The 16218-nt window shown below is 68.4% G+C and carries 13 protein-coding genes; 5 read left to right on the top strand and 8 right to left on the bottom strand.

Annotated features, from left to right (window positions below; translation table 11 throughout):
• Nucleotides 1-148: 148 nt before the first annotated feature.
• A complete protein-coding gene (locus ITJ49_RS11640; RefSeq protein ID WP_194605418.1) occupies nt 149-2422 on the bottom strand; it encodes a polyribonucleotide nucleotidyltransferase in 2274 nt (757 codons plus the stop codon).
• 338 nt (nt 2423-2760) lie between these two features.
• Here ITJ49_RS11640 and ITJ49_RS11635 point away from each other — a divergent pair, with 338 nt between their 5' ends.
• Nucleotides 2761-4062 (top strand): lytic transglycosylase domain-containing protein, encoded by a 1302-nt coding sequence (locus ITJ49_RS11635; RefSeq protein ID WP_194605415.1) that lies wholly within the window; start codon nt 2761-2763, stop codon nt 4060-4062.
• A gap of 155 nt (nt 4063-4217) precedes the next feature.
• On the opposite strand, the gene rpsO is transcribed toward ITJ49_RS11635, so the two are convergent.
• Both rpsO and ITJ49_RS11625 read right to left on the bottom strand, forming a co-directional pair.
• Nucleotides 4218-4487 carry a 30S ribosomal protein S15 gene (gene rpsO, locus ITJ49_RS11630; RefSeq protein WP_055962559.1) on the bottom strand — a complete coding sequence of 90 codons (270 nt, stop codon included), beginning with the start codon at nt 4485-4487 and terminating at the stop codon, nt 4218-4220.
• Nucleotides 4488-4573: 86 nt separating this feature from the next.
• Complete coding sequence (locus ITJ49_RS11625; protein WP_194605412.1) at nt 4574-5053, bottom strand: VanZ family protein; 480 nt, start codon at nt 5051-5053, stop codon at nt 4574-4576.
• A gap of 168 nt (nt 5054-5221) precedes the next feature.
• Between ITJ49_RS11625 and ITJ49_RS11620 the strand changes: the two genes are divergently transcribed.
• Nucleotides 5222-5944: a M50 family metallopeptidase gene (locus ITJ49_RS11620; protein ID WP_370544487.1), complete on the top strand. Its 723-nt coding sequence runs from the start codon at nt 5222-5224 to the stop codon at nt 5942-5944.
• 26 nt (nt 5945-5970) lie between these two features.
• On the opposite strand, the gene ITJ49_RS11615 is transcribed toward ITJ49_RS11620, so the two are convergent.
• A complete protein-coding gene (locus ITJ49_RS11615; RefSeq protein WP_055962568.1) occupies nt 5971-6510 on the bottom strand; it encodes an adenine phosphoribosyltransferase in 540 nt (179 codons plus the stop codon).
• Between the two features lie 181 nt (nt 6511-6691).
• On the opposite strand from ITJ49_RS11615, the gene ITJ49_RS11610 reads away from it, so the two are divergent.
• Nucleotides 6692-7717, top strand: coding sequence for a glycoside hydrolase family 6 protein (locus tag ITJ49_RS11610; protein WP_194605409.1), 1026 nt, complete (start codon nt 6692-6694; stop codon nt 7715-7717).
• Nucleotides 7718-7734: 17 nt separating this feature from the next.
• Here the strand turns inward: ITJ49_RS11610 and ITJ49_RS11605 are convergent, their stop codons facing one another.
• The 3 genes from ITJ49_RS11605 to ITJ49_RS11595 all read right to left on the bottom strand — a co-directional run bounded on the left by ITJ49_RS11605 (nt 7735) and on the right by ITJ49_RS11595 (nt 11433).
• Complete coding sequence (locus ITJ49_RS11605; protein ID WP_370544486.1) at nt 7735-10056, bottom strand: UvrD-helicase domain-containing protein; 2322 nt, start codon at nt 10054-10056, stop codon at nt 7735-7737.
• Between the two features lie 160 nt (nt 10057-10216).
• Nucleotides 10217-11059 (bottom strand): aldo/keto reductase, encoded by an 843-nt coding sequence (locus ITJ49_RS11600; protein ID WP_194605406.1) that lies wholly within the window; start codon nt 11057-11059, stop codon nt 10217-10219.
• Complete coding sequence (locus ITJ49_RS11595; protein WP_055962579.1) at nt 11059-11433, bottom strand: FKBP-type peptidyl-prolyl cis-trans isomerase; 375 nt, start codon at nt 11431-11433, stop codon at nt 11059-11061. The genes ITJ49_RS11600 and ITJ49_RS11595 overlap by 1 nt, the downstream gene beginning before the upstream one ends.
• Before the next feature lie 234 nt (nt 11434-11667).
• On the opposite strand from ITJ49_RS11595, the gene ITJ49_RS11590 reads away from it, so the two are divergent.
• Nucleotides 11668-13005 carry an MFS transporter gene (locus tag ITJ49_RS11590; RefSeq protein WP_228514385.1) on the top strand — a complete coding sequence of 446 codons (1338 nt, stop codon included), beginning with the start codon at nt 11668-11670 and terminating at the stop codon, nt 13003-13005.
• Nucleotides 13006-13397: 392 nt separating this feature from the next.
• On the opposite strand, the gene ITJ49_RS11585 is transcribed toward ITJ49_RS11590, so the two are convergent.
• A complete protein-coding gene (locus ITJ49_RS11585; protein WP_194605400.1) occupies nt 13398-14684 on the bottom strand; it encodes a PrsW family intramembrane metalloprotease in 1287 nt (428 codons plus the stop codon).
• Nucleotides 14685-14741: 57 nt separating this feature from the next.
• Between ITJ49_RS11585 and ITJ49_RS11580 the strand changes: the two genes are divergently transcribed.
• On the top strand, nt 14742-16076 hold the full coding sequence (locus ITJ49_RS11580) for a YihY/virulence factor BrkB family protein (protein ID WP_194605396.1): 1335 nt from the start codon (nt 14742-14744) through the stop codon (nt 16074-16076).
• Nucleotides 16077-16218: the final 142 nt, after the last annotated feature.

Here is a 16218-nt window from a genome sequence, read left to right as displayed (position 1 = left end):
TGGTGCTACGTCCCGAGTGCCGCCTTATGCCGTCTACGGCGGGGGCGGCCCGGCATTCGGCGGCACTCGGCACACTGATCAGGCACAACGAGAACGCCCGCCCCTGCCGAAGCAGGAGCGGACGTTCGTCGATCAGTCAGCTCGAGGGTCAGACCTCGACGGAGGCGTCAGTCGACTCCTCGGTCGCGCCGGAACCGTCGGTGTCGGCCTCGTCGGCCACGACCGGGGCGAGCGAGAGCTTGCCACGGTCGTCGATCTTGGTGATCTCGACAAGGATCTTCTGGCCGACTCCGAGCACGTCTTCGACGTTCTCGACGCGCTTGCCACCGGCGAGCTTACGAACCTCGCTGATGTGCAGCAGGCCGTCTTTGCCGGGGAGAAGCGACACGAACGCACCGAAGGTCGCGATCTTGACGACCGTGCCGAGGAACTGCTCGCCGATCTCGGGGTTGGTCGGGTTCGCGATCGCGTTGACCTGCGCGCGCGCGGCCTCGGCGGACGGACCGTCGACAGCGCCGATGTACACGGTGCCGTCTTCTTCGATGGAGATGTCGGCGCCGGTCTCGTCCTGGATGGCGTTGATCGTCTTGCCCTTCGGGCCGATCAGCTCGCCGATCTTGTCTTGCGGGATCTGCACGCTGATGACACGAGGAGCGGTCGGAGCCATCTCGTCGGGGGTGTCGATTGCGCTGTTCAGCACGTTCAGGATGGCCGTGCGGGCCTCCTTCGCCTGCTTGAGAGCGGCGTCGAGCACAGCCGAGGGGATGCCGTCGAGCTTCGTGTCGAGCTGAATCGCGGTGACGAACTCGGAGGTACCGGCGACCTTGAAGTCCATGTCGCCGAGGGCGTCTTCGGCGCCGAGGATGTCGGTGAGAGCCGCGTAACGGGTCTGGCCGTCGACCTCGTCGGAGACAAGACCCATGGCGATACCGGCAACCGGAGCCTTGAGCGGCACACCGGCGTTGAGCAGCGACAGCGTCGAGGCGCAGACGGAGCCCATCGAGGTGGAGCCGTTCGAGGAGAGCGCCTCGGAGACCTGACGGATCGCGTAGGGGAACTCTTCGCGGCTCGGCAGGACGGGGACGAGGGCGCGCTCGGCGAGGAAGCCGTGGCCGATCTCGCGACGCTTCGGCGAACCGACACGGCCGGTCTCACCGGTCGAGTAGGGCGGGAAGTTGTAGTGGTGCAGGTAGCGCTTCTTCGTGATCGGGCTCAGCGAGTCGATCTGCTGCTCCATCTTGAGCATGTTCAGCGTCGTGACGCCCAGGATCTGGGTCTCGCCGCGCTGGAAGATGGCGGAACCGTGGACGCGAGGAATGACCTGCACCTCGGCGTCGAGCGGACGGATGTCGGCGAGGCCACGACCGTCCATGCGGATCTGCTCGGTGAGGATGCGCGTGCGGACGACCTTCTTGGTGACCGACTTGTACGCACCTGAGACCTGGCCGTTGGCCGTGGCGGGCAGTTCGCCGGCCTCGACCTTGGCGGCGACAGCCGCCTTGACGCGGCCCTTGAGCTCGTCGTCGGCGTTCTGACGCTCGACCTTGGCCGCGATCTTGTAGACGGCCTTCAGCTCGTCTTCGGCGACAGCGGCGACGGCCGAGTAGACCTCGTCGGTGTACGGCGGGAAGACGGGGTAGTCGGCGATCTCTTTCGCGCTCTGCGCGGCGAGCTTCGACTGAGCCTCGACGAGGACCTTGAGGAACGGCTTCGCCGCCTCGAGACCCTGTGCGACGACGGCCTCGTCGGGCTTCACGTCGCCGCCCTGGATGAGGCCCCAGGCGTGCTCGGTGGCCTCGGCTTCGACCATCATGATCGCCACGTCTTCGTTGCCCGCGGCATCGGTGACGACACGGCCGGCGACGGTGAGGTCGAAGACGGCGTCTTCGAGCTGCGACGCCTTCGGGAACGCGACCCACTGGCCCTTGATGAGCGCGAGGCGCACACCGGCGACGGGGCCAGAGAAGGGCAGACCGGAGATCTGGGTCGAGGCGCTGGCGGCGTTGATGGCCAGAGCGTCGTAGAACTCGTCGGGAGCGATGCTCAGGACGGTGATCACGATCTGGACCTCGTTGCGGAGACCGTCGACGAACGACGGACGCAGCGGCCGGTCGATCAGACGGCAGACCAGGATCGCCTCGGTGGAGGGGCGACCCTCACGACGGAAGAACGAGCCGGGGATCTTGCCCGCGGCGTACGAGCGCTCTTCGACGTCGACGGTCAGCGGGAAGAAGTCGAAGTTGTCTTTCGGGTTCTTCGAGGCGCTGGTGGCAGACAGAAGCATGGTGTCTTCGTCGAGGTACGCGGCGACGGCTCCCTGAGCCTGCTGCGCGAGACGGCCGGTTTCGAACCGGACCGTGCGGGTGCCGAACTTGCCGTTGTCGATGACGGCTTCGGCGAACTTGATTTCTGGACCCTCCATATGGGGGTTTTCTCCTCTTTGTTTTGAATCGTCTCCCCGTGTGGGAGGCGATGTCACTCAGTAGGAGCAGGAGGCTTCGAGGCACGAGAGGTGCGCACACGAACCCGGAGCGCCGAGAGTGGCGCCTGCGGTGGCGTATGCCTGGTCAACAGTAGAAACGCTCGGGCCCGACTCGAAAACAACGTCGAGGCCCGAAGATCACCACCGGTGACCAGCTGCTGCCAGCCTGGTCCTATGTGGTCGAGAGTAGCACCAGGCGATATTTTTCCTCCTGGCACGCGCCGAATGTGGCTCATGTGACTGGTGTTACTCGTGTTATCGGCGTTATGGTCGGGACCATGCCATTCGCCCGAGTGCGCCCGCGCACGCTGCGCCGTCGTTCGCTGACCGTCGTGAGCGCGGTGGCCGTGGTCACCGTGACCTGCGGGATCCTCGTCTCTCCTCTGCCGGCGTCGGCGTACCCCTCGTGGAGCCAGGTCGAAGCGGCCAAGGGCAATGCCAGCGCCACGAAAAAGCAGGTCGCGAAGATCACGTCGGCCCTCGACGACCTCGAGCAGGCCGCTGCCACGAAGAGCCAGGCGGCGCTGCAAGCCGACGCCGCCAACTCCGAGGCCCAGCAGAAGTACCAGGCCGCGAGCAGCCAGGCCGATGCCCTCGACGCCGAGGTGGCGAAGCAGAAGACCAAAGCGGCCGAAGCCCACCAGGAGGCCGGTCAGCTCGCGGCGCACCTGTTCCGTATCGGCGGCTCGTCGATGGAGGGTCAGCTTCTCACCGGCGAGAACGCCGACAAGACGCTGTACAAGCTCGGCGCCCTCTCGCAGTTGACGACGCAGTGGCAGACCGTGCTCGACCAGGCCACCGTCGCGAGTCGTTCGGTCTCGTCGCTGAGCGACCAGGCGAAGGTCGCCGCGGATGAGCGCGACCGCCTTGCCGCCACCGCGAAGACGACCCTCTCGACCGCGCAGTCGGCCCAGCAATCAGCCGACGACGAGGTGGCGACCGCCACCCGCACGCAGTCGACCCTCTACTCGCAGCTCGCCGCACTGAACAGCACGTCGGCCACCCTCGAGAAGAAGTACCGCCAGGGCGAGGCCGCCAAAGCCGCCTACGCCGCGCAGCAGAAGCGGGCAGCCGCGGCCGCCGACGCGCTGGCCGCCCAGCAGGCCGAGGCAGCGAGGAAGGCTGCGGCGCCGGTTGCAGCGGCGCCGGTCTCGTCGGGTTCGTCAGGATCGAGCGGGTCGGGCGGATCCTCGGGATCCGGGTCGTCGGGTGGTTCCGCTTCGTCGGGCGGTTCAGGATCCGCGGGAGGCTCGCTCGGGTCGGGCGTCGTCGACGATCCCGCCGGAGCCCAGGCCTACGCCCGCGGCGCCCTCCCCTCGCACGGCTGGGACTCGTCGCAGATGTCGTGCCTCGTGCTGCTCTGGAACCAGGAGTCGGGCTGGCGCACCAGCGCCCTCAACCCGTCGAGCCAGGCGTACGGCATTCCGCAGGCGCTCCCGGCGACGAAGCTCGCGACAGCCGGACTCGACTGGCAGACCAACTACCGCACGCAGATCAACTGGGGCCTCGGCTACATCGCCGCGGCCTACGGCTCCCCCTGCGGCGCCTGGTCGCACGAGGTCGCCCACAACTGGTACTGATCTGCCACGACAGTCGACGCCCAGCACACCGGAGAGACTAGAGGATCCGGGTCTGCCGACCACAACGAGAACAGCCCGCCTTCCGAAGAAGGCGGGCTGTTCGAGTGAAGAGTGTAAGCCGCGAACGGCTTTGCTTCAGTTATCGAGAATGGTCGTTATCGACGCAGTCCGAGACGCTCGATGAGAGCGCGGTACCGCGTGATGTCGACATCGCTGAGGTAGCCCAGGAGGCGACGACGCTGGCCCACGAGCAGAAGCAGGCCACGACGCGAGTGGTGGTCGTGCTTGTGCTCTTTAAGGTGCTCGGTGAGGTCTTTGATGCGCTGAGTCATCACAGCCACCTGAACCTCAGGGGATCCCGTGTCGCCGGGGTGGGTCGCGTATTCTTCGATGATCGCAGTCTTCACTTCGGGTGCAAGTGCCATAGCTGGATCCCCTTTCAGTCGTTGCGCGGTGCTCGGCGCCGGATGCGCGAGCTCTCTTTCTCCGCGGCCGTTGGACGGCAACCTGCCTAGCGTACCAGCCTGGCGGGCTCCCGACGAGCCGGCGTCGAAACGGGCTTGCGGCCCGCCGACGCGAACGGCAGGAACATCAGCCGCAGCACAAGGGCGATCATCGCTCCGATGAAGCCGCCGATGCCGTTGTGCTGGATGTCGGCGGCGTCGCTCACGCGGGAAGAGAGGAACGAGCCCTGGTAGGCCTCGATGCCCGCGGAGAGGAGCACGCAGAGCCCCACTGCCACGAAGAAGAGCCGCTTCGGAAAGAACAGGGCCAGGAAGAAGCCGAGCGGCACGAACATCAGGGCGTTCGCGATCGATTCGACGACGGAGAAGGTGAGCCAATTGGTGGCGTCGTGGCGTTCGAAGAAGCCGAGAGCGCGGTAGAGGTACTCCCCCGTCGTGTGCCCGTAGACGGAGGGGCGCAGGGTCATCCACGCAACGGCCATCAGGTACAGGACGGTCACGACGAGGAGCCAGGGACGAAAGCGCATCCGAACAGTGTGCGGCACGGGCACCGGGTGAGCCTGTGTGCACCCGGTCTATCTGCTGATGGGATCGGTATTCGGGTCTGGAGGACGACGGCCGGTCATCCTTCCGGGTGAGAGGAGGGCCGCCAGCGGGCGACCGGGACTGTCAGCGGCTCTCTCTAGGCTTGCGGCGTGGACATCCTCGCCTCGCTCTGGTCACGGGCAACCCAGACTTCTCCGCCCCTCGAGTTCGCGATGCTCGCCGGGGCTCTCGTGGTCGGGGCACTCCTCGTCATCCTTCCGGGCACCTGGCACACGGTCCGGCACGCCGTGACGGTTGTGCACGAGGGCGGGCACGGTCTCGCGGCCGTCGTCACTGGGCGCCGCCTGACCGGCATCCGACTGCACTCCGACACCTCCGGCCTGACCGTGTCGAAGGGCCCGCGCACCGGGCCGGGAATGGTGATCACCCTGCTCGCCGGCTACACGGCACCCGCCCTCGCCGCGCTCGGCGCCTCCTGGATGCTGAGCCGAGGGTATTCGGCGGGGCTCCTCTGGGCACTCCTGCTCGTGCTGGCTCTGATGCTGATCCAGATCCGCAACTGGTTCGGGCTCAGGGTGATCCTCGTCGGCGCAGCCATCGTGTTCGCCGTGACGTGGTTCGCCACCCCCGAGTGGCAACTCGTCTTCGGGCACGTGCTCGCCGTCGTGCTCGCACTCGGTGCACTTCGCGCCAGCATTGAGCTCCAGGCCAGCCGCACCCGCAGCCGCACGCAGAAGTCCGACGCCGATCAGCTCGCCAGGCTCACCCACCTGCCCGGGCTGTTCTGGGTGTTCGTGTTCGTCCTGGTGGCTCTCGTTGCCGCAGTTGCCGACGTGTGGATGCTCGTGCCACAGGGGCTGCTGACCGTCTGAGCCGCCGAACGGGCGGCCCTCCGGGGTCAGGCCGGGGCAGAGGCGAGCGCGTGCACGGGCACCCGGGAGTCGAGGCGACCGCGACCATCGAGCCCGTCGAGCTCCAGCAGCACGGCGATGCCGACGACCTCGTAGCCGGCGCGTTCGAGCAAAGTCATCGAGGCCTCGGCCGTTCCGCCCGTCGCCAGCACGTCGTCGACGACGAGTACCCTCGAGCCCGCGGGCAACTGGCCGGGGCGCAACTCGATCGACGCCTCGCCGTATTCGAGCGCATACGTCTCGCTGAGCACCTCGCCGGGGAGCTTGCCGGCCTTCCGCACCGTGAGCACGCCGGTGCCGGTCTGCGCGGCGATGCCTCCGGCGAGCGCGAAGCCCCTCGCCTCAATTCCGGCGACCGCGGTGAAGCCCCCTTCGAAGGGCTCGGCGAGGGCGGCGCACACGACGCCGAACGCCTCCGCATCGGCGAACACGGGGGTGATGTCGCGGAACAGGATTCCGGGCTTGGGAAAGTCGGGGATGACCGCCGTGAGGCGATCGATGAGCTCGGAGGCGCTGGAAGCAGACATACCCTCCAGCCTAGAGAACCGACTGCGGATCCTTCGCCTCGCCCCTGTGCCCCGGACTGGGGTGACTCCCTCCCCCGAACGGGCGCTCGTTGTTTGTGTGCCCGACTGATGGACTTGGACGACGGCCGACGCCGAGTGCACGGGGTGCTCGCGGGGCCGATTTCAGGGGTGTCTCATCGCGATGTCAGACCAGCGTCTTCGATGGATCGTGCGCGTCGTCGCGATGACGGGCGCCGCGGCCGTCGTCGGAGTCGGCCTATTGCAGGGGATGGACGTGCACGCCGCGCCGGCGAAGGTGCTGACCGTGGCGCAGGTGCAGAAGGCGAAACCGAAGACGCTCTTTCCGGGCGGTCTCGCGACGCAGCCCGACACGAAGGCGGCCTCCGTCGTCGCCGACCTGAAGAAGGCGAAGCGCACCGCCGATGCGAGAGCCATCGCGCAGATCTCGTCGCAGCCCGTCGCGGTCTGGCTCGGCGACTGGTACACCACGGCCCAGCTCAAGTCGGTCATCGCGAAGTCCCTCTCCACTGCGGAGGCGCAACACCGCACGGCGACCTTCGCGACCTATGCGATTCCCGACCGCGACTGCGGCGACTACTCGGCGGGTGGGCTCACCGCGGCGCAGTACGGGCCCTGGAACAGGGTCATCGCGGCAGCCCTGAAAGGGCACCGCGCCGCCGTGATCGTCGAGCCGGACGCCCTGGCGATGATCAGCAACTGCCCCTCGGTCGAGAAGACCCGCGTGCCGCTGATCAAGGCGGCGGTGTCGACGCTCGCCGATGCCGGCGTCACCACCTACCTCGACGGGGGCAACTCGCACTGGGTCGACCCGGCCGTCATGGCTTCCCGCCTCCGAGCCGCCGGCATCGCCAAGGCCCGAGGTTTCGCAACCAACGTCTCGAACTACTACCCCACCGCCGACGAACGCGCCTACGGCACAAAAGTGTCGAAACTCACCGACGGATCGCACTTCGTCATCGACGTGTCGCGAAACGGAACCGGCTGGAAGGGCACCTGGTGCAACGCCACGGGCGCGGGCCTCGGCGTCAACCCGCGCGTCGGATCCGGTGCCACGAAGGTGGATGCCCTGCTGTGGGTCAAGACGCCGGGCGCCAGCGACGGCACCTGCAACGGCGGGCCGACCGCCGGCAGCTGGTGGGAGGATTACGCCCTCGCCCTGGTGAAGAACCGCACCGTGACGAAGTAGCCCCCGAGCCGTCTTCTCTAGGGGACGTCGACCACGGTCAGCCGCTGCGTCGGCCGAGTCATCGCCACGTAGAGCGAGGCATTGCCCCGCGACGACAGCGCAAGGATCCGAGACGGCGAGACCACGACGACCGAATCGAACTCGAGACCCTTCGACGTCGCCGGGCTCAGCACACTGATGGGCCGGGTGAGCGAGGCGGTGCCGGGAGCGACCTGACCCGGGAACCGGGCGTCGAGCGTCGCGACGAGAGTCGTGACGAGCTCGGGCGGGGCGATCACGGCGAGGGTGCCGGAGTCGTCGATGTCGCGGTCGACGACGACGGCCTCGAGCGTGGCTGCCGCAGGATCCTGCGAATTTGTCTCTCGGACCGGCCACTCGCTGGCGCGCACCGACCGGCTCGGGGTGATCGCCAGTCCGCTCGCCCGGGCGACGCCCTCGGCGTACTCGACGATCTGGCTCGGGGTGCGGTAGTTGACGGTGAGCTCTTCGAGACGCCAGGCGCCCTCGCGGCGGCGGCGGCCGAGGAGACTCTGAAGGGCGCGCTCCCACGAGTCGGCCGATGCCGGCGACGACGCCTGGGCGATGTCGCCCACGACGGTGAATGACCGCAGCGGGCAACGACGGGCGAGGAGGCGCCACTGCATGGGCGACAGCTCTTGTGCCTCGTCGACCACGACGTGACCGAAGGCCCAGGTGCGGTCGCCGCCTGCCCGCTCGGCGGTCGTCATGGAGGCGGCCCGCTCGGCGAAGTTGCCCGCGATGTCGGACGCGGTGACCATTCCCTCGACCTGCATGTTCTCGATGGCGCGCTCGGCGTTCTCGATGTCGCGCTTCTGCTGCTGCTTGCGGGCGCGCTTCTCGGCGTCGACCACCGCGTCGAATTCGCCGAGCAGCTCGGCGGCCTCGTCGAGCAGCGGAACGTCGCTGATCGTCAGCGCCTCGCCGCGGGGTCGCCGGAGGAGCGCCCGCTGCTCGGGGGTCCACTGGGGGGTCAGCGAGGCGAGCCAGTTGGGCCGGGCGTAGAGGTCGTCGAGGAGCTTCTGCGGCGTCAGCGGCAACCAGGCCGTGTTGAGGAGCACGCGCACGTCGTACGACTGGCGGATGTCGTCGCGGAGCACGAGTTCGTCGGAGTCGTCGATCGTGGTGCCGCGGGCCTTGAGCTGGGCGACGAGCTGCTTCGACAGGGCGGCGAGCGCGTGCTTGTTGAACGTGACGCGACCCTCGTTGTGCGGCTTGCCGCGCTCCTGAGCACGACGCATGGCCTCGGCGACGAGCTGCGGCTGAACCGTCATCCGCTCGCCGTCGATGTCGACCACGGCGGGCTCGGTCGGAACGATCTGCCGCGAGCGGACGGCGCGCTTCAGCAGGTCGGCCATGCGAGCCGACCCCTTGGCTGCGGCGACGTCGGGTGCGTCATCGACCGTCGCCTCGACGCCGGGATAGAGGCCGCCGAGGCTCGACAGCACGACGCCGGACTCGCCGAGTGACGGCAGCACCTGTTCGATGTAGCGGAGGAACGACCGGCTCGGGCCGACGACGAGCACCCCGGAACCGCGGAGGCGCTCGCGGTGGGAGTAGAGCAGGAACGCGGCCCGGTGCAGGGCGACAGCCGTCTTACCGGTGCCCGGCCCACCCTGGACCACGAGGACCCCGTCGAGGCCGGAGCGGATGATGCGATCCTGTTCGCCCTGGATCGTCGCGACGATGTCGGTCATGCGACCGGTGCGCTGCGCCGTCAGAGCGGCCATCAGCGCACCCTCGCCCTGCAGCTGCGCGTCGCCGCGGTCGAGCAGGGTCGGATCGAAGACCTCGTCTTCGATACGGGTGACCGTGCGCCCCTCGAGCGTCAGATGCCGGCGAGCGCGGGCTCCCATCGGGGTCGCGGCGGTCGCCTGGTAGAAGGCGCTCGCACCCGGAACACGCCAGTCGAGGAGGATCGGGTGATGCTCGGTGTCGCGGAGCCCGACCCGGCCGATGTAGCGGTAGGCGCCGGTGCTGCCGCCGCCGCCGCTGCCGTCAGTGCTGTCAGTGCTGCCAGGAGTGACGGTGCTGTCAGCGCTGTCAGTGCGGTCGCCCGCACGCAAGGGGCTCGTCGTCTCGTCGGGCTGCTCGAGCTCGAGGCGCCCGAACGCGAGCCGGTCGTCGACCTCGCTCAGCTGGGCGAGGGTGTCTTCGTAGAGCCGCGCATACGCGTCGCGCTCGCTTCGGCTCTGATGATTGCCACCGACCATGTCGCGGCGGGTGGCGACCAGCCGTTCTCGGGCTTCCGCTTTGAGCAGGTCGAGGCGTTCGTAGAGCGTCGACACGTAGTCGCGTTCGCGGTCGAGTTCAGATGGCAACAGGCGTGCACTCCTCGGGAAAAGTCGGCCTCAATTCTACCCACCCGTGACCGGGCCCTCCGGACACCCGGTCTAACAGCGAAGACCCGCACGACCGGTGTGAACGCTCCCCTGGAAGGGATGTTCGCACCGGTCGTGCGGGCCAGAGTCGCAGAGGGAGCTAGAACTCCTCGTGCGTCTCGGGGTCGCCGTCCCAGAGGCGTCCGCGCTCGAGGCCGGAGATGCGCACCACCTCGTCGTCACTTAGCTCGAAGCCGAAGACGTCGAGGTTCTCGCGCTGACGCCCGGTGTCGGCCGACTTCGGCAGCGGCACGGCGCCGAGCTGCACGTGCCAGCGCACCACGACCTGGGTCGGGGTGACGCCGTGGGCGGCCGCGATGTCGACGATGACCTGCTCGGTCAGCAGTTCGGACTGCTTGCCGATGGGGCTCCAGCTCTCGGTCACGATGCCGAGCTCGGTGTGGACTGCGCGAAGGGCCGCCTGCGGGAAGTACGGGTGCAACTCGACCTGGTTGACCGCGGGAACCACGCCGACCTCGTCGATGACCCGGCGCAGGTGGGCCTCGGTGAAGTTCGAGACTCCGATCGAGGTGATGAGCCCGTCGTCCTGCAGCTTCTTGAAGGCCCGGAACGACTCGACGTACTTGTCGATGCGCGGCAGCGGCCAGTGGATCAGATACAGGTCGACATGGTCGAGCCCGAGATTCGTGCGCGTCTCCTCGAAGCTCGCGAGCGTCTCCTCGTAGCCGTGGTGGCGCCCCGGCAGCTTTGACGTGACGATGATCTCGTCTCGCGGCACGTCGGTCTCGCGCACGGCGCGACCCACGGCGTCTTCGTTCTCGTAGTTGAGAGCGGTGTCGAGGATCCGGTACCCGGTCTCGAGCGCCGACTTCACCGCGTCGGTGCCCTCGGCGCCGTTCAGCTTGTACGTGCCGAGGCCGACCTTGGGGAAGGCCGTCCCGTCGTTCAGCGGGGTGGTGGGGACGCTGATGGGCTCGGCCATCAGCTCACGCCCAGGAGGTCGATGATGAAGATCAGGGTCTTGCCGCTGAGCTGGTGGCCGCTGCCGGCGGGGCCGTAGGCGAGGTGCGGCGGCAGGACGAGCTTGCGACGGCCGCCCACCTTCATCCCCGGGATGCCTTCCTGCCAGCCGCGCACGAGTGCCGCGAGGGGGAAGTTGATGGATTCGCCGCGACCCCACGAGGAGTCGAACTCTTCGCCGGAGTCGTACTCGACGCCCACGTAGTGGACGTTGACGGTCGAGCCGGACTGGGCCTCGGCTCCGTCGCCGACGGTGATGTCGGTGATCTCGAGCTGCGCGGGAGCCGGGCCCTCGGGAGCGTCGATTTCGGGCTTGGTAGATGCGTCGTGAGTCATGCCCCCAGTCAAGCATGAGAGCCCGGTGGGGCGTCGCATGCCGGTGATGAACCCCGTGGGAGCGCGATGGGCTGCTCGCTCGCGTCCTCCCTGCGAAGGAATCGAGTGGGCAGCCCATCGACAAACCGGTGATGCCGTTCACACCGAGAATCGAGTCATCAATGCGAACGCATGCAGGCTACGCCGGTTCTTGCACGGTCTGCAAACCGGTGCGTTAACGGGCAGACTAGAGCCTTGTCCAATCACGCCCCCGGGGCCGAGGCCTCCGCCCGCAAGCGCCTCTTCGTCGACCTGAGCCCGCTCCGCGAGAGCCCGGCATTCGCACGGCTCTGGATCGGCTCCTCCATCTCCGGCATCGGGGCGCAGCTCACCCTCGTCGCCGTCGGGCTCGAGATCTACGACATCACCAAGTCGACCTTCGCCGTCGCGCTGGTGGGCGTCATCTCTCTCGTGCCGATGATCATCGCCGGCCTCTACGGCGGCATGCTCGCCGACGCCTTCGACCGCCGGATCGTCGCCATCATCGCCGCCGTCGTCGCCTGGGTCACGACAGGATGCATCGCCCTGCACGCCTGGCTCGGTCTCGACAACGTCGCCCTGCTCTACGCGCTCACCACGGTCGACGCCGTCGCGGCCACGGTGATCGGCACGTCGAGGGCCGCGATCGTGCCTCGGCTCCTTCCCGCACGCCTGCTGCCCGCGGCGTCGGCGCTGAACGGCATCGGCACCGGCGTGCAACTGACACTCGGACCGGCGCTGGCCGGGATCCTCGTCGCCTCTGTCGGTTTCCCTCTGACCTACACGGTCGACGTGGTGCTCTTCACGACCGCGTTCCTCGGGATCCTCGCCCTGCCGGCCATCCGACCCGAGGGCGCGACCCAGCGACCCGGGCTCGAATCGCTCCTGTTCGGCATCCGGTTCTTGCGCCGCTCCCCCAACATCCGCATGACCTTCATCGTCGACATCATCGCCATGACGTTCGGTCAACCGCGAGTGCTCTACCCGGTGGTGGGCGCCATCCTCATCGGGGGCGGAGCGGTGACTGTCGGCGTGCTCACGGCGTCGTACGCGGTCGGAGCGCTCGTCTGCAGCGTCTTCTCGGGGCGGCTCGGGCAGGTGCGGCGACAAGGATCCGCGGTGAACTGGGCCATCACGGCTTACGGGGCGTGCATCCTCGCATTCGGGGTCGTTCTCCTCGTGGCACAGCTCGGCGGCGAGCACGGAACCGGCGGGCTCACCGACGACTTCTGGTCGGCGAACCTCGGTGCCATCGCGTTTGCGGCGCTCGCCCTCGCCGGAGCGGGAGCGGCCGACAACGTCTCGGCGATCTTCCGGTCGACCATCTTGCAGTCAGCGGCGCCCGACGCGATGCGAGGACGCCTGCAGGGCATCTTCATCGTCGTGGTGACCGGCGGGCCGCGCCTCGGCGACCTCTTCGTCGGGCTCCTGGCGCTGGCCGGAACGGTGTGGCCGCCGCTGCTCGGAGGCGCGCTCATCATCGCGCTGATCGGGCTGCTCGCGCGAGTGCAGCCGTCGTTCCGCCGGTACGACTCGCTGAACCCGACGCCGTAGCGCGGTGTGCTGTGTGCTGTGTGCTGTGTGCTGTGTGCTGTGGCCGGTCTGCTGAGGACGGTCGGGCTGCTTGCAAATGTGAAGGAGATCCGTCGCCCCGACCCCGCCCGATCGGCATGGATGCGTGCCGGCGCTGCAGTTTCTCCTTCCAATTCGGAGGCGGGCGCGGACCGGTGCGGCGAGGCGACAGGGATCGGCCGAGGTCGCGCGCCGCGGCGGTGTGACATCGGCCGATTCGCGCGAGGTCGGGCAATGCGACCCGGATCGGCCAAAGTGACGCGACGAGCCACGACGGATTGGCCGAAACGCGTCGCTTCATCTGCGGCAGGGCCGGCGAGCGCATGACACGGCAGACCCTCACGAGACGGGTGACCCGCAGGATCCGACAGACCCTAGCCGCGGTCGACGCCCGAGCGCCCGGCACCCGGGTTCGGCTCGGCCCACGCCGGCATGCCCGACGGGCGGCTCGCCCACTGGCCCATTCCTGGCCCGCCCGCGCCCGGACCGCCCGCGGCTGCGACACCCGGCGCCTGCAGGTACGGCCGGGCCGAGGCGATAGCCGCGAGCAACTCCTGCTCATCGCTCTGAGCGGCCGCCCTTCCCGACGCCGAGTGACGCATCGACACGATCTTCTGGCGCGTCGACGCCAGCCGTGTGGCATCAGAGATGAACCCGGCCATGACCGGCCCGAGCCCGTTGTATTTGGCCCAGCGTTGGGCGCGGCGTCGTGATGCTCCCGACGAGAGCATCGCCACCTCGGTCTGGTCGAACCAGCCCGCGCCCGCGTAATCGGCGAGACGCAACCTCGTCACGCGTCGCTCGAGGTAGCGGAGTACGACCACGAGCACGACACACGCCACGAAGATCGGCACCTGAACCAACACGTAATAGGCGAGGAACCGGTCGCCGACGACGACGAGTGCGCCGTTCCAGAGGGCGTGGAGCAACATCGCCGGCACGAGCCCCACCGCGAAATATCCGAGGGCGCCGAGAGGCCCGGTGCGCCGCGAGGCCACCCCGAGCGCGAAGCCGACGCACGCGGTGTAGATGATGTGCCCGAACGGCGCCATCAGCGCCCGCACGAGAAAGACGCCCGCCACGCTCTCGCCGCCGAACGCCTGGTGGACGACCTGCACCGAGAAGTACTGGATGTTCTCGACGAACGCGAACCCCGCGGCGACGGTCGCCGCGTAGACGATGCCGTCGATCGGGCCGTCAAAGGTGCGGCGGAAGATCCAGAGCACGAGAAGTACCCCGACGCCCTTCGCCGTCTCTTCGACGACGGGCGCCTGGACCACGGCGCCGACGATGTCGGCTGTCTCGCTCTCTCCGGAGGCACCGAGCGCACTCTGCACGGTCTGGACGGCAAAGTCGAAGAGGAGGGCGGCCCCGACCGAGACGCCGGCACCCCAGAAGAAGGCGAAGATCAGGGCCACCCGGGGCTCGGGCTCCCATCGGTCGACCAGCCAAATACCGAACAGGACGATGACGAGCGGGACGACGGCCAGGAAGATGCCGATCGTGAGCACCTCGGTGGGCAGCACGGACACGAAGTAGACGACGACCGCCGCCGCGAAGCAGGCGATCACGACGAACCCGACCGCGAGCGCGGCGAAGCTCGTCGCGGGGCTCCTCCGTCGGAGGGCGGGCGGCGGATGTGGGCTGTTCCCCCGGGTCATGGGTCGAGAGTACCCGCGGCCTCCGACACCGACACCCGGCCCCGGTATCCTGAGGCAATGACGGGACGAGCGCTGCGACCGGCGCAACCCTCTCGAGAGGGCGCGCTTCGTCTCGGGAACCGGGTGTCTCGGATCCTTGTCGCGATCTGGTCGCCGATCTGGGCCGTGTTGCGCGCAATCGGCCGTCTCGCGCGTGCCGTGGCGCTCTTCGTGGCCCGACTCACCTGGCCGATCCTCCGGCCCATCGGCCACGCGACGGCCGCACCCTTCGTCGCCGGCTGGCAGAAGTGGCTCGTGGTCGGGGCGAAGGATCCCATTCCGTGGCGGTATGCGCTCCGGCGCACCTACCACGGGTTCCTCCGGCACCGGACGGTCGACGCCGGCGCTGCCCTCGCGTTCTTCTCGACCCTCGCCATCTTCCCGGGTGCGCTCAGCGTCGTATCGGCGGTGGCCCTTGGGCAGAGCGACGGCGACGCGGTCGACGCCATCCTGAACATCGCCCGGCTCGGCATCGGCCAGTCGGCCGCGGACGCCCTCCGACCGCCGTTGATCTCGCTGCTGAGCCTCTCGGTGCCGGGGGTGTCCCTCGGGGTCGGGCTCTTCTTGACGCTCTGGTCGCTCTCCGGCTACGCGTCCGCCTTCGGTCGCGCGCTGAACATGATCTACGGCGTGCAGGAGGGGCGCCGGTTCGCGAAGTTCCGGCTCGAGATGCTGCTGCTGTCTGCCGTGATGATGGTGCTGTTCGCCGCGATCGCCGCGATCTTGCTCATCACCCCGTCGATCGCCGAAGCCATCGGGGCCCAGTTCCGGTTCGGGGGGCTGCTCGTGCTGCTCTGGAACATCCTCAAATGGCCGGTGCTGGTCGGCATCGTGGTGCTCACGATCGCGCTGCTCTACTACTTCTCGCCCAACGTGAAGCACCCCCGCGTGCGCTGGGTGTCGTACGGTGCCCTGTTCGCGATCGGCGGCTGGGCCCTCGCAACGGTCGGCTTCGCGATCTACATCACGACGTTCTCGAACTACGACCGGGTGTACGGGTTCCTCGGCGGAGCCGTCGTCGTGCTGGTCTACGCCTTCATCTCGAACTTCGTGCTGGTGCTCGGCGGCGAACTCGACTCGCAGATCATCCGGGTTCGCTACCTGCAATCGGGCGTCGAGGCGGAGGGGCTGATTCCGCTGCCTCTGCGTGACAGCAAACGCAACCTCGCCCTCGCACGGCACCAGTCACTCGACCTCGTCGACGGCAGGACGATGCGCCTCAAGGCCGTCCGCCTCTACGGCGAGCCGACCCTTGACGAGCACGGGCAGCCGCACATCCGGCCGCGCTTCCAGACGATGTCGGGTAGTGCGCGGCCGGGGCTGAGCGACGAGGACGACCGCGCAGGGCAGTAACTTTTGGGCGCGGCGGTGGCCGCGGCGCCGTGTCGGGAGACGAGATGCGGGATCCTCCTCTCTCGCCCGCTGGGCGCTGGCGAGCGTCGCTGACCGTTTCACGCACGGCTAACCGAATAAACGGTGGGCGATGCAGAAAACG

It is taken from the genome of Frondihabitans sp. VKM Ac-2883 (genome assembly GCF_015350875.1).
In the GTDB taxonomy this organism is placed as follows: Bacteria; Actinomycetota; Actinomycetes; order Actinomycetales; family Microbacteriaceae; genus Frondihabitans.
This window is presented reverse-complemented; position numbering and strand designations above follow the sequence as displayed.

Coding starts and splice junctions, on each gene's coding strand:
- ITJ49_RS11640 (WP_194605418.1), bottom strand. CDS start 2,422: ATGGAGGGTCCAGAAATCAAGTTCGCCGAAGCCGTCATCGACAACGGC.
- ITJ49_RS11635 (WP_194605415.1), top strand. CDS start 2,761: ATGCCATTCGCCCGAGTGCGCCCGCGCACGCTGCGCCGTCGTTCGCTG.
- rpsO (WP_055962559.1), bottom strand. CDS start 4,487: ATGGCACTTGCACCCGAAGTGAAGACTGCGATCATCGAAGAATACGCG.
- ITJ49_RS11625 (WP_194605412.1), bottom strand. CDS start 5,053: ATGCGCTTTCGTCCCTGGCTCCTCGTCGTGACCGTCCTGTACCTGATG.
- ITJ49_RS11615 (WP_055962568.1), bottom strand. CDS start 6,510: ATGTCTGCTTCCAGCGCCTCCGAGCTCATCGATCGCCTCACGGCGGTC.
- ITJ49_RS11610 (WP_194605409.1), top strand. CDS start 6,692: ATGTCAGACCAGCGTCTTCGATGGATCGTGCGCGTCGTCGCGATGACG.
- ITJ49_RS11600 (WP_194605406.1), bottom strand. CDS start 11,059: ATGGCCGAGCCCATCAGCGTCCCCACCACCCCGCTGAACGACGGGACG.
- ITJ49_RS11595 (WP_055962579.1), bottom strand. CDS start 11,433: ATGACTCACGACGCATCTACCAAGCCCGAAATCGACGCTCCCGAGGGC.
- ITJ49_RS11585 (WP_194605400.1), bottom strand. CDS start 14,684: ATGACCCGGGGGAACAGCCCACATCCGCCGCCCGCCCTCCGACGGAGG.
- ITJ49_RS11580 (WP_194605396.1), top strand. CDS start 14,742: ATGACGGGACGAGCGCTGCGACCGGCGCAACCCTCTCGAGAGGGCGCG.